Genomic DNA, 14,109 nt, shown 5'->3' on the forward strand with positions numbered 1-14,109 from the left:
GCCCAATCTGATCAGGTCGTTCACAAATTGCATTAATCGGTGATCCGGGCCTGTCACGGGGCGTTGCATCCCCGAAGGGCGATAGCACCAAGCCGGTCATGAGCATCAAACCCTTTGCAACGCGGGCAAACGGAGAACTGAATCGCGCCGGATGTGCCGGAGGCTGTTTGGTTTAAGTTATGCGGCTTCGGCCGTTTGATCTAGCGTGGCGTAGTATTGTTCCTCTGCTTCAGCCGGAGGGATGTTTCCGATCGGCTCCAGCAAGCGCCTGTGGTTGAACCAGTCGATCCATTCGAGTGTTGCGAATTCGACTGCTTCGAAGTTTCTCCACGGTCCACGCCGATGAATAACCTCGGCCTTGTAAAGCCCGTTGATCGTTTCTGCGAGAGCATTGTCGTAGCTGTCACCAACACTCCCGACGGAGGGCACAATGCCAGCTTCGGCCAGCCGCTCCGAATACCTGATCGACACGTACTGAACACCCCTGTCGGAATTATGTATGAGACCGCCGCCGTGAGCAGGTTGTCGATCATGAAGCGCCAGTTCCAAGGCATCGAGGACAAAGGTGGCGTGGGCCGTCCGGCTGACACGCCAGCCGACAATGCGCCGGGCAAATGCGTCGATGACGAAGGCGACATAGACGAAGCCCTGCCAGGTGGCGACATAGGTGAAGTCCGAAACCCAGAGCCTGTTCGGCGCTGGAGCCCTGAACTGGCGGTTCACCCGGTCGAGCGGGCTGGATGCAGACTTTTCCGGGAACGTCGTCTTGACCGGCTTACCGCGAATGATCCCTTGAAACCCCATGGCCCTCATGAGCCGGGCCACCGTGCAGCGGGCGACGTCAAAGCCCTCCCAGTGCAATTGCCGCCAGATCTTGCGCACGCCATAGACCTGAAAGTTCTCTTCGAAGACACGGCAGATCTCGATCTTCAGAGCAATATCGCGGCGAGCGCGGGACGATAGGCGATCCACATCCTCACGCTTGGCGATATTCTCATAATAAGTCGACGGGGCAATCGGCAGAACCCTGCAAATCGGCTCGACCCCAAACACCGGACGGTGTTCTTCGATGAAGGAAATCATCGCTTAAATGGGCGGTCGAGCTCCGCCTGGGCAAAATAAGCAGACGCCTTGCGCAAGATCTCGTTGGCTTGGCGAAGTTCACGGTTCTCCCGCTCCAGGGCCTTCATCTTCTCGGCCACATCGCTCGGTAGGCCAGCTCGTTTGCCGCTGTGGACCTCTGCCTTCTTGACCCACTCATGCAACGTCGCCGGTGCGCAGCCGATCTTGGTTGCGATAGAAGACACTGCGGCCCAACGGGACGGATGTTCGGCTTCATGGTCGAGCACCATGCGGATGGCGCGTTCGCGAACTTCAGATGAAAACTTGTTTGTTGTTTTGCTCATATCGGCTCCACTTTCTCAGAAGTTGGAGCCTCCGGTAAACCCAGGGCGGTTCAGTCTTCCTCCTTCATCCATTCAAAGGTGGAAAATTCCAGTGTGCAATGGCCCGGATATCGGGGAGAAGGTCAAACACGACAATCTTTGCGACAGGACCATAAATCATAGGTTGTGTCGCTGTTCGTCTGTCTTTTCATGCTTCACGACCGCGAACCGCGGATTTAAATCAACACTTAGATAGCGTCGATAATCGCGCAGAAGCGCGTTTTGCAGCAACGCGTGTTCGTAAAAATTCATTCCTAAAATGAGGTGCATCTATTTACTTGAGTAATTTACTCATGTATTTGTCATGCGCATCGAAACGATGACCCAGCAAGGCGTCAATGTCTGACAATTCGTCTATTAGGTTGATATTGCTGTATAATTCATTCCATCAAGCGACGCTTGTGGTTATGGTGCCTATCCTTCAGGAGATTTACGACCTCTCGCTTTCATCGCTCGGCGCCATCATTGGCGGCGGCCTTCTGGTCTCGGCCTGCACGACCCCGATATGGGGGTACGCGGCGACCAAGACCGGCCTCCGAAAAGCGTTGATGTGCAGTGCAACGGGCAGCCTCGTTGGCATCCTTTTGCTATGCTGCTCCTTGGTCTTGGCACAGAGCTCAACCGAGTATGTATACTTTGGGTTGTTTTTGCTGATTGCCGCGCGATTGATTTACAGCGCCTCCGCAGCTGCGGCTTTGCCGGTAGCGCAGGCCCTAAGATCCAACCACGGTAACGGCAAATCACTGCTCGGCGCGATCGGATCATTGAACGCCATGAACGGCATCGGCAGGGTTGCCGGCAATGCCCTGGTAACGCCACTGCTCCTTGCCGGTGCAGCCATGCCAATCCTGGTTGTCATACCCGCATACCTTTACGCCCTGACAGGCATCGCGCGCGCGCCACAAAGTCTTTCGAAAACAACCTCTGAGGCTGATCGCAAGACTCGGTTGGGTCTCAGCGGTCTCCCGATACTCGCAATGGCCATTGCTGCGACCGTTCAAGTCACGATCGGCGCCGCCTATGTGCTCCTCGCGCCGCTGATACTCGAAAGGCTTTCGGCCGATGCCACAGAGGCCACATCAGCCGCAGGCATCGCTCTGACCTTTGCGCTCCTGTGTGGCATCTTCACCCAACTAGTGCTGACACGGCTGTTTTCCGACAGATTGCACCTCGCGCTCACAAGCGGGATTTTCATTCTGTTCCTTGGCCTGCTGGGTCTGGCGGAAGCATCGACCCAACTTCAGTTGTCCTTCGCAGCCTGCGCTCTCGCCATTGGCACGGCCCTGGCCCTGAGCGCCAATCTGACGGCAAAGCTTCAAGAAACACCCAAGGCAGACAGACCACAGGTATCAACGTGGCTCGCCAGCGCGCAAATGCTTGGCCTGGCCTGCGGAACCACCCTGTTTGCCTACCTCGGCGACGTCGATCTGACGCTTGCGCTTCAGCTCGCAGCTCTACTGGTTTTCCTGGTTTTTATCGCCGTCCTCATCAGCAGGGTACGGCCCGTCCAGCCCCTCAGTCCGCGCAAAGGAACTTCTGAATGACCTCCTTGGCCCCAGTTGGATCACCCAATGCTCCTGATGCGATCAAGGACCTGATCGGCATAGGCATCGGCCCATTCAATCTCAGCGTCGCTGCCCTTCTCGACAGCATGCCGAAGATGAATGCCGCGTTCTTTGACCAGAAGCCGGAGTTTGTCTGGCATGCAGGTCTGATGTTTCCTGGCAGCATCCTGCAGACTTCATTTCTGAAGGACTTGGTGACCCCCGTCTTGCCGACAAGCCCCCACTCCTTCGTCAATTATCTCGTTGAGCAAAAGCGCTTCTACGATTTCATGGCCGGGCGCTTTACTGGCGTCAGCCGCACCGAGTTTTCAGACTACATGGCTTGGGTCGCACACCGCCTGCCAAGCACTCGGTGGGATAGCGGAGTGCGCGAAGTAAGCTTTGATGGAGAGGCGTTCCAGGTTGAGCTTGATAACGGCCTGAAAAGCCGTGCGCGGAACCTGTCAGTCGCCACCGGCATGAAACCAAACAAGCCGGATTGGGCCGTCCCTCACATCGGTCCAACATGTTTCAATGCCGGCGATTATCTCCACCGTGCAGCATCTTTCAGCGGCAAGCGCGTCGCGGTAATCGGTGGAGGTCAAACAGGTGCCGAGATCGTGCTTGATCTCTTGACCGCACCGGGACGTGACCCCGCGCAAGTATCCTGGATCAGCAACCTCCCCCGTTTCTCGCCATTGGAAGAAGGAGGCTTCGTCGATCAGGTCTTCACACCGGGCTATGTCTCGACTTACCAGACGCTTCCCCAGGCTGGAAAACGCAGCGAAGTCGCAGGACAAAAACTCGCCAGCGACGGCCTCACGCCCGCCACCATCGACGCCCTCTATGAGGAAGTCTACCGCAGGAAACATCTGGCAAATGCGCCCGACACCGTCACCCTTCTGCCGGGTCGCAACGTTTTTGCACTCGACCGGGACGCCACGGGGTATTGCATCCATACGGACGTGACCCCCTGCCAAACGGCGGAAACACTAGGCGCCGATGTCATCATTCTGGCGATAGGTGCAAAGCCGAGCCTGCCGGAGTTCATGGCACCTCTATGCAATCGCATCGACTGTGACCCTGCCGGCATTCCCCATCTGTCACAGGACTACCGGATGACCTTCGACGGCCCGTCCGAGAACCGCATATTCGGCCTCAATATGGGCCTCGCCTCCCATGGGATCGTTGACCCGCAAATGAGCCTTATGGCCTGGCGCGCCGGTGTCATCGTCAATGCCCTCGCGGGCAGCCAGGTCTTCGATGTGGAGCCTAGCGCCGACATCATCAGCTGGCCGCGATTGGACCAACCTGTCGCGACGTCTCTGGAACAAGCAGCCGCTGCCGGCTGAGCCCTTCGCAACAGGACCAGATCATCATGAACGAGATGTCCGCCGATGGCTTTGCCGACGCCGTACAAACCGCAGCACGCAAGGCCGACCATGCAACAGCCACGGCCTTTTTGAACGCGCTCTTGCGCGAATGGGATGGCTGGTCTCTAATCTCGCAAGAGAAAGCTGAACAGCTTGGCATGTCAGGCACCTATGCCAAGCTGCCGCTCGTCAAAAGCGATGAAGCACTGCTCATTGAGGTGCCGTACGCAGGTCGCTTCAGACAGAAGATCTCGCTACCCTTCCTGCGCTGGGACAAAAAAACAAAGCCTCGTGAAATCGCCCTCGCCGAAGCACTGACACTTCTTGTCCTCGATCCCCAGGCAAGCCCCGGTGATCCCACATTTCAACTCAAGCTCTTGCAGCGGATCCTGGACAGCCGGCTGGGCGTTGAGCGTGCCTATGCGTCTTGCCGAAACAACAAGCCCGCCGATCTTTGGTCGTTCCAGGACGCCGAACAAGCGCTTATGTCCGGACATCCGACACATCCGAACCCGCGCAGTAAAGACGAGGTCGACGACACCAGCTCAGCTCTCTACAGCCCCGAGCTTGGGGGCAAGTTCCCACTCTTTTGGGTCCTCGCGGAGCGTTCGATCCTCGTTCTGAAAGACGCCGGCAAGCACTCTGCCGAAGACTACTGCCGTGATCTTGCCCAGGCGGACGAAACACTGCCGAAAAGACTGAAGGTCGAAATCCCGGACGGCTTTGTCCCGGTGCCGTGGCATCCCTGGCAAGCGTCGAGACTGTTGGCCGACCAGCGAGTGATCGACTGGGTTGCCCAAGGGAAAATGATCCCGGTCGGCAGCACAGGTCAGCCGTTCGCAGCAACAGCCTCCATGCGCGGCGTTCATGCCTATCACGCACCGTCCATGCTGAAATTCTCGCTCAGCATGCGCCTCACCAACTCCAAGCGGGTGCTGTCGCGCAAAGAGGTCGAACGCGGGATCCAGATGTGCCGCCTTCTCGACAGTCCGATCGGCGCTGACATCTCTCAACAGGAACCCAACCTTCACATTCTGCGTGAGCCGGCCTACGCCGCGCTCAAGGCGCAAGATGGTGGCGCGCTTGAAGAAAGCTTCGTGATCTTTCGCGATAACCCCTTCCGCGACCCGGCATCAAACGGCCCAGTCATGCTGGCAAGCATTTGTGAGGAACGGCTCGATGAGCGCTCTCCACTCGGCGCGCTGATTGAAAGACGCGCCGAAGAGACTGGTAAGGATCTTGCGGCCAGTGCAGGCGAATGGCTGGCCGCGTTCGTTGACGTTGCAGTCGCTCCACTTGCAAGGGTCCGCTCCCGGCATGGCCTCCTGTTCGGCTCTCATCAGCAGAACATGATGATCTCGTTGAAGGATGGCTCGCCGTCCGCGGTCTGGGTGCGCGACTGCCAGGGGACAGGACATCTGACCACACATCACGATACCCTCGAACGTCATGTTCCCGACATTGGGCGATACAGCGAGAACGTCGCTCCTCCCGCTCTCGGCGACGGGCTGCTTTGCTACTACGTGATCGTCAACAACCTCATGAACGTTGTCTCGATGCTGGCGATTGACGGGCTGCTGGCAGAAAGCGCGGCCTACGCGATCTTGCGCGAAAAACTCATCGCATTGCGGGCGACGTGTGATGCGGACACCACGTTCTACGACATGCTTTTCGAAGCGCCCACCCTCTGCAGCAAGGGCAATTATCGCACCAGCCTCAGCGGCGTGAACGAAGCCTCCGGCGACGCCAGTGGGCAACTCGCCAGTTTCCTCGAAATTCCAAATCCCTTGTCCTATCCGGAGGCAACCACATGAACATTCACGCATCCGTCCAAAAGGACGCTGACAATACCTTTCTTCCAAGCCTTGTGCGTCCGAACCTTGCTAGCGCATTACCAATCCTGGCGCGTCTGGTCTCGGACACCCAAGCGGAACTGTTCCTCGATGGCGAAGCCATTGCATCGGCAGAACTGCAAGGCGATGCAGAGCTGCACCTTTCGTTCACCTGGAAACAGGCCCTCGACCAGGAGGTGACCATCGCCGCCGTGCTGGTCGCTCTGGAGTGCTCTTTCGCTGCAAATGAGGCGCTTGACAGGCTGGTGCTGAACCTCGAGGAAACGAGCTTCCCGCTGCGCAGTCTGCCATTTGTTTATCGCGATGGTTCTGATCTGGTCGTCTCGCGATCCGGGTTCTATCAGGTGCCACAGATGTGGATCGGACATCCCCAAGTCAACCGGACTCGCGCTGGACTTGTCGATGGCCCTGACGGGCGCGACCATCCCCTGCGTGCGCCCCATCCAGATGGCCTCGTGTACCAGCGCTTTGATCCGGTGGCTGAGTTGACCGTGTCATTCCGCACCGTCGACATCGACAAGGATCTTGATCTGTTTCATCGCTGGATGAACGACGGGCGGGTCGCTTTTTTCTGGGAACTAGCCCTCCCCAAGGACGAGCTGCGCGCCTACCTGGAACAACTCATCGCAAAGCCGCACACCTACCCGTTGATTGGGGCTTTCAACGGTGAGGATGCCGGGTATTTCGAAACCTATTGGGTGCGCGAAGACCGGCTCGGCCCCTTCTATGACAGCGGTCCATGGGACCGGGGCTGGCATGGACTTATTGGCGAGCGCCGGCACCTTGGAAGGGTCAAGACAGGTGCCTGGTTGCGCGGCCTTGCCCACTATCTTTTCCTCGACTGCCCGATGACCGAAAACATCATGGGAGAGCCACGCGTCGATAACGCCAAACTTCTCACCTACGCTGATGCGCTTGCATATGAAAAGGTCAAGGAATTCGATTTCCCGCACAAGCGTTCAGCCCTTATGCGCTGCCGCCGCGATCGCTTTTTCAATGAGGTTCGCCTGTGAACGTCGTTGTAGCACCTCAGGCGATCGAAACGGTTTCAGGCTGGGAAACCGTTTGCCGTGAAAGCCTGGCCAAACTTCTGAACGAGCTGAGCTATGAAGAGGTGATCGCCCCCGAAGCCCAAGGCGCTGAGCGCTTTGTTCTGAAACTGCAATCAGATGCCGTCTACAGCTTCGCAGCGAAGCTCGGAGCTTGGGACAATCTTCTGGTGCATCCTGAGAGCATTCAGCGAAAGCCCGAAGCAGAGGCCTTCCCGTCTCCGCTGCAATTCGTCGTTGACGCCCGCGCGGAATTGGACATGAAACCAGACACCGAGGCGACATTCCTGCGCGAACTTTCGAACACGCTCAGGCAGGACCTTGTTCTTCTGGAGAAAAACCAACGAGTGCGAGGCGAAGATCTGGTCAACGCTCCCTCGCATGTGAGGCACGCTTTTTTGGAGGGGCACCCCAAGGCCGTCGCGAACAAAGGCCGTCTCGGTTGGGGAATGGATGACGTCCGCAGCTTTTCTCCCGAGCATCAGCAGGACTTTGAAATCGTCTGGCTTGCCGCCGACCGCACTCAATGTCGAATTGGAGACAGTTCCAGCGTCGACGAGCGTGCATTCCTAAGCCAATGCCTTGGCGACGAAGAAGAGCAGAGACTGTTCGGAGTCTTTGAAGACCAAGGGCTTTCGCTCGCCACACATACTTTAATCCCGGCACATCCCTGGCAATGGGATCATGTGCTACAACAGGTCTATGTTGGCGAGCTGATGGAAAGACGGCTCGTCTTCCTCGGCGCCTTCGGAGGCCGCTATGTTGCGGGTCCAAGCCTCAGAACGCTGACATGCATCGACCGCCCCGGATCGCCTGACATCAAACTTGCCCTCATGATCCTGAACACCTCCGCATGGCGTGGCATTCCTGGACAGTATATCGCGCTCGGCAGCGCCATCTCGGACTGGCTCGAAGGTCTGGTCGCCGGCGATGAGCTCCTCGCCGCCAACGTCACGATCCTTAGGGAACAACGCGGCATCTGGTATCGCCACCCGATCTATGACCAGGTGCCGAACGCGCCCTATCAGCATCTGGAGACGCTCGGCGCGATCTGGCGCGAGAACGCCAATAGCCGGATCTCAACGAAACAGGATGCCTGCCTCTACGCCGCGCTGCTCCACGTGGCAGGAGATGGAGTTCCACTTGCTGTCCATCATGCCAACCGCGCCGGGATGCCTATCTCGGAGTGGCTCACCGAGCTCTTCCGGACCACCGTCGTTCCGCTCTATCACTTTCTGGCAAAATATGGTGTCGGCTTCATTGCCCATGGTCAGAACATCACCGTCGTCCTTGAAGATCATCGGCCCGTCGGCCTCGCGATCAAGGATCTTCAGGGCGATGTGGATATCGTCAATCAGACCTTTGCCGAGCATTCTGGCTTGCCTGACGAGATCCGCTCAATCCTGCCGAACAAGCCGCCCGAGTACATCGTACATGATATTCAGACGGCCCATTTCGTCACCGTCTTGCGCTTCTTCTCAGCGCGGCTGGCCACGGCGGACGCAATCACCGAGGGCGATTTCTACGGCCTCCTGTCCAGGACGCTGAAGACATACATGTCCGAGCATCCCGAGCTGGCGGAACGCTTCAAAACCTTCGAGCTGTTTCATCCAAGCCTGCCGCGCGTTTGTATCAACAAGGTCCGGTTTGAAATTGGCTATGGCGACGCGGCCGAACGGCCTCTTCCCGCGCTTGGGACGGATTTGCGGAACCCGCTGGTTCGCTTTGCAGAAGGCAATTGCTGAGACAGTTCTATCTGGTGTTTTCCAATGTGTCCGATCTGCAACAACACAATCAATCCGTACAATTTACAGTGCATAAACTTGAATAAATTATTCATGTATGATTGATGTAGATTTAACGGGAAGCCAGACTGCAGCCGCTATCGAGCCACCCAATTCCCTGAAAATAAAACCTTATTGGGTGGGCATCCATGAAAATCAGATCCTACATTCTGTGGGCGAGCACGGCATTGTGCACGCTGCCGGCACACGCTCAGGACAACTCCGGCGAGACCGTCTTGCTTGATCAGATTGTTGTGACGGCAAACCGTAGCGAAGGGGCCCTCGGGACTGTCGCACAGTCGGTTGAGATCATTTCTGAAGAGCAGATCGAGGAAACGAAGATCCTCGCTACAGACACATCCGATCTTGTGTCTAGGCTGGTGCCCGGCTACGCGCCGAGCAATCAGACCATATCGGGCGCGTCCGAGAGCTTCCGCGGCCGCAGCGTCCTGATCATGGTTGACGGTGTTCCGCGCAACACCCCTCTCCGGAATAACTCGCGCATCCTGTCCCTGATCAACATGGACAACATAGCCCGTATCGAGGTCGTCAATGGCGCCTCAAGTCTCTACGGCGCGGGCGCGACGGGCGGCACGATCAACATCATTACCAAGCGCGGCGTCGAAGATGGCGTCAACGTCACCGCAACCGTCGGCGCAACCGCCTTCACCGCAAACCTGCCGGAATCGATTGCCCCCAACGCAAATGTCTCCGCCGAGGGGCGTAACGGCAAATTCGACTATTTCTTATCGCTCTCCGGTGACTTCAGCAGACGCACCTATGATGGAGACGGCAACGAGCTCGCATCAGACGGCATGCTCGGACAGGGCGGTGCAGACCGCATCGGCGAAGGCGAAGCTTTCGGCGTCATCGGCTATGAGACAGACGCCAAGCGTTTCGAGGTGAGTGCCGATCTCAGCTACGCCCGCCAGGATCCTGACTGGTACACGGACTACTCCAGCGGCACCGCTGTGCCCGACTACTCCAATCCCTATGACGGCGAGCCGCTGGAAGAGAACTCCCAGTATTTCACCGCCCGCTACACGGATGCAGACTTTTCTCTGGGCAATCTGGAAATCAAGGCGTTCTACAATCACATCGAGAAGCAGTCGCTCATGACGGAGCTCTCGAGCGTGAACACCTTTGTCTATACATCGGACAATCAGACGGTCCTTTACGGCGACCGCTTCGGCGCGACGGCCTCCGTCAACAGCGCTCTGGATTTCCTGACGGAAGGCTCCAACGTCACCTGGGGCGTCGATTATACCTTCGATCAGACGACGCAGGAGACCATCGGTGGCGCAGATGTCATCGCACCCATGACACAAAACCAGATCGCCGGCTTTGCACAGGCTGAAATTCCGGTCGTCGATCGTTTCCGCCTGCAGGCAGGTGCCAGGTTCGACCAGTTCTTCCTAAGCGTCGACGATTTCACCCGCCCGGAGTCACAGACCAACCTTCTGTCGAGCCTAGGCCTGCCCGTCGCGACCATTGGCGCGGTCGATGTGACCGGCGGCGACTTCAGCTACAATCAGTGGACCTTCAACATCGGCGGCGTGTTTGACGTCACCGAGGAAATGCAAGCCTACGGCAACTTCTCTCAAGGCTATGCTTTGGCGGACGTTGGCGCGTTTACACGCCGCGCAGGCGCGAACACAACAGCTGAACTCTGCTCGATCTCCGGCGTTGCCGGTGTCTGTACCGGTACTGGCACCACGAGCTTTGCCGACATCTCTCCCGAGCCTCAGCTTGTGAACACCTACGAGATCGGCCTGCGCGGTGATTGGGATAGATTCCGCGCGAACCTGAGTGCCTATTTCTCGACATCCGACAAGGGCACGACCTTTGACGTTTCCTCAAACAGCGTCTCCCAGCAGAAAGAGCGTCTCTGGGGCGTCGAGTTTAACGGAGAGGCAAATGTCCTGGACTGGATGACCGTCGGCAGCGTGCTGGCCTATTCGGAAGGTCAATACGACACGAATGATGACGGTAAATTCGACAGCTATCTGCCCAACAACCGCATTCCGACGACGTTCAAGGGCCTTTTGTACAGCACCATGAGTTTCGAGCATGACATCACTGCCCGCGCCGAAGTCGAGTTCTTCTCCGGCAGGTCTCGCGACATTGACAACAAGATCGATGGGGCTGTCCTTCTGAACGCCGCCGTTGCGAAGACCTTCGAGCACAACGGCAAGCTCTCGCTTGGCGTCCGCAACATTCTTGATACCGACTACATCAACCCGACCGCCACGGCCACGCGCGGCATCAATGTGGCAGGTCTCGGCCGGACAATCGCCCTGTCTTACCAGGTCAAGTTTTAAGTCTCCAACGTTGACCGCAGGCGCTTGGCGCTTGCGGTTTTTCCCTTTCCGAGGGCATGCCCTCGACAGTTTTGAAAATGAGCCAGCCATGCGTCTGTCCAGAGCAAAGCTCAAGGGAACCGCGCCCACCGGAAACGCTGAACGATACCGTTTGTTTGCAACGCTTGGTGGGCTCTATCTGGCGCAAGGCATTCCCACCTATCTGATTGCGGCAGCCCTTCCCCCGGTCCTGCGGGAGGCCGGTGTTTCCCGCAGCGCCATCGGTTTTTTCTCCCTGCTCATGTTGCCGCTGGTGCTCAAGTTCCTCTGGGCTCCGTTCATCGACCGCTTCAGGTTTCTCAAGATCGGACACCGGCGAGGCTGGATCGTTCCGATGCAACTGGTCACGGCCTCTGGCATCGCGGTCCTGGCGTTCATCGAGCCAACGAATGTCACTGGTCTCTTTGTGGTTTGTCTAACGATGGCACTGGCCATGTCGGCGCAGGACATTGCGACTGATGGCTACGCGACCAACAGTCTTTCGGAGAAGGACAGAGGCATCGGCAACGCCTTTCAAGGCGGTGCCGTCGCCCTCGGCGTCGTGATCGGTGGCACCCTGTCCCTTATTCTCTTCGAGACCTATGGATGGACACCGACACTTCTCTTTGTCGCCGCCTTGTCTCTGTTGCCCCTGCTCGTCACGCCTCTGATGCGAGAACGAGCGGTAGAACCTCAGCCATCCAGGGCTGAAGGAAATACGATTTCAAAGCCATCGCTGCGCGCGTTTTTCATGCGTCCGGAAGCGGTTCAGATCTTTGTCATCGCGCTAGTCTTTCGGGCAAGCGAAGGCCTGGTCAAGGCGATGGAAGGCCCCTATCTCATCGACGTCGGCCTGTCTCTTTCCTGGATCGGCTACCTGTCCGGAGGCTCGGCAGCCACAGCTGGCATCATCGGGTCGGTCATCGCCGTCGGCCTGATCAAGTGGCAGGGAGCCAACAGGTCGCTGATCATTCTTGGCCTTCTGCGCACCATCTGCTTTACCGCCTTCGCCCTGCACGCGCTGGGGATCTACGAGCCCCTTTGGACGGTGATGTCGGCAGCGGCATTCCAGACCTTCATTCGCTACATGGAAATCGTCATCCTGTACTCGCTCTTCATGAGTGTCGCCTCCAGGTCGCAGCCGGGCACCGATTTCACCCTGCTGGCCTGCGCTCAGCTGATTGTCTATCTCATCGGCTCCATGACGTCCGGCATGATCGCGGACCACTTCGGATATGACGGTCTCTTCGTGCTGGCCGCCGTGCTGTCGGGCCTCGCGGTACTGGCGACAATCAAGCTTCTACCGGGCAGGTCAGGGAAATCGCTTCGCCAGAGTGCCGCCCAGAACGAGGCCGCGTCATGAGCCTCGAAGCCCAAACGACTGTTGTCGTTGCTGATCCTGCATCTGTTCTCGGCGCACTTTTGGAACACCTCAAGAGCCACGATCTGAACCACATTGATCAGGGCGATGGCAGTGTCCTGATCCCGATTGATGAGGACAGTCAGATCCTTGTTTCCCAGGCGCCTCAAACACTGACCTTCGCCGTTTCGGCGCCCAGCCCCAACAAGCTCTTCGTTTTCAAGGAGGGCGTGGTGCGGCATCTGGAGGAACTCACACCGGAAGCAGCCGCATCGATCCGCTGGAGCGACGATCTTCAAAGTGAAGGCGCAAACGACGATATCAGGCCGCCGAACTTTCACCTGTTGCACTTGTCCGGAAAGAGCGAGATCTTCCCCGGCATGTTGCGCCTGACCTTTGCCTGCAAAACCGCAACCTCACTCCAGAAGGACGGCATTCACGTCAAGCTTATGCTGCCATCGGATGCCACGCGTGCACCGCAATGGCCTCATGTCGCCTCGAACGGAGCGACGCTTTGGCCGAAGGGCGTAGACGAGCTTCACGTGCGCTACTACACACTGAAAGACGTTCGGGCAGACCTGACCGAAGTCGATATCGACATCGTTCGCCACCAGGGCGGGATGATCGCCGATTGGGCCGAAAGAGCGGTCGCTGGCGACAGCATTGGCCTCATGGGCCCGGGTGGCGGCGAAAGAGTGCCGCAAGAGTGCCAATCCGTCTTGCTGGCCGCCGACGAGACCGCGCTGCCGGCCCTTGCACACCTTCTTGCGACCCTTCCCAAGACCTGCACCGGCCACGTGGTCACCGCGCTGCCGAAGGCGAGCCTAGCCTATCTTCCAGAAACCACGTTGCCAATTACATGTCTGGGTTCGAAGGACTTCTCCGAAAGGGTCGAAGGCAGTTTGAAAGCGTTCGCTGAAGCCTGCTCGCCGGATTTTTGCTGGTTTGCCGGTGAGTACGACAATGCCCAGTCACTGCGAAAAGTCTTCAAGCAGGAGTTTGGGCTCGGTAAAGGGCGGCAATACGCGATTTCCTATTGGAAACGCGGCCGCTCGGGCGATGCCAAAGGCACCGCTTAAAGCTTGTCTTATGATTTTTTCGGCTCATTGGGACAGAATGAGCAAGTGCAGGCCACTCCAAATGGCCAGCACTGGGGGCAGCGGGATCGACAGCAGAGAACACTACAGACAATCGACAACCCGTTCGGCACGAGGTTGTAACCCATGTCTCCGGTACAAACTGTTACCTATGTCGTGAGCGTCCGTTGAACCCGACCTGCCGCTTTTCGATTTGGTGCGTTAAGTGTCCGCTTAATTAAATGGACATTTAAGGGCCCTTAATGAGTAAGCGAAGAAAGCGGCG

8 protein-coding genes, 1 pseudogene and 1 other annotated feature are annotated in these 14,109 nt (G+C 57.8%); of the genes and pseudogenes, 8 read left to right on the top strand and 1 reads right to left on the bottom strand.

All coding sequences use genetic code 11. The features are described from left to right. Positions 1-177 precede the first annotated feature (177 nt). Positions 178-1,406: pseudogene (locus ACXAH0_RS24285) on the bottom strand (IS3 family transposase). Next, positions 1,009-1,125, bottom strand: a sequence feature (AL1L pseudoknot). It overlaps the preceding pseudogene by 117 nt. 377 nt (positions 1,407-1,783) lie before the next feature. Between ACXAH0_RS24285 and ACXAH0_RS24290 the strand changes: the two are divergent. The 8 genes from ACXAH0_RS24290 (at position 1,784) to ACXAH0_RS24325 (ending at position 13,826) form a co-directional block, all read left to right on the top strand. Continuing rightward, entirely contained in the window at positions 1,784-2,989 is a 1,206-nt protein-coding gene (locus tag ACXAH0_RS24290) for an MFS transporter (protein WP_475195731.1), read from the top strand. Continuing rightward, complete coding sequence (locus ACXAH0_RS24295; RefSeq protein WP_475179916.1) at positions 2,986-4,341, top strand: lysine N(6)-hydroxylase/L-ornithine N(5)-oxygenase family protein; 1,356 nt, start codon at positions 2,986-2,988, stop codon at positions 4,339-4,341. The genes ACXAH0_RS24290 and ACXAH0_RS24295 overlap by 4 nt, the downstream gene beginning before the upstream one ends. 26 nt (positions 4,342-4,367) lie before the next feature. Further along, a complete protein-coding gene (locus ACXAH0_RS24300) occupies positions 4,368-6,176 on the top strand; it encodes an IucA/IucC family protein (protein ID WP_475195732.1) in 1,809 nt (602 codons plus the stop codon). Then, positions 6,173-7,228: a GNAT family N-acetyltransferase gene (locus ACXAH0_RS24305; protein ID WP_475195735.1), complete on the top strand. Its 1,056-nt coding sequence runs from the start codon at positions 6,173-6,175 to the stop codon at positions 7,226-7,228. The genes ACXAH0_RS24300 and ACXAH0_RS24305 overlap by 4 nt, the downstream gene beginning before the upstream one ends. Next, the gene (locus ACXAH0_RS24310; protein ID WP_475179930.1) at positions 7,225-9,009 is read left to right on the top strand and encodes an IucA/IucC family protein; all 1,785 of its coding nucleotides are present in this window, start codon (positions 7,225-7,227) and stop codon (positions 9,007-9,009) included. Before ACXAH0_RS24305 ends, ACXAH0_RS24310 begins: the two co-directional genes overlap by 4 nt. A 188-nt stretch (positions 9,010-9,197) precedes the next feature. Beyond that, positions 9,198-11,369 carry a TonB-dependent receptor gene (locus tag ACXAH0_RS24315; RefSeq protein ID WP_475195737.1) on the top strand — a complete coding sequence of 724 codons (2,172 nt, stop codon included), beginning with the start codon at positions 9,198-9,200 and terminating at the stop codon, positions 11,367-11,369. Positions 11,370-11,457: 88 nt separating this feature from the next. Continuing rightward, positions 11,458-12,750, top strand: a complete 1,293-nt coding sequence (locus tag ACXAH0_RS24320; protein ID WP_475195738.1) for an MFS transporter — start codon at positions 11,458-11,460, stop codon at positions 12,748-12,750. Beyond that, positions 12,747-13,826 (top strand): siderophore-interacting protein, encoded by a 1,080-nt coding sequence (locus ACXAH0_RS24325; RefSeq protein ID WP_475195741.1) that lies wholly within the window; start codon positions 12,747-12,749, stop codon positions 13,824-13,826. Before ACXAH0_RS24320 ends, ACXAH0_RS24325 begins: the two co-directional genes overlap by 4 nt. The last annotated feature ends 283 nt before the right edge of the window (positions 13,827-14,109 follow it).

This window comes from Roseibium sp. AWQ4_290, from assembly GCF_056160985.1.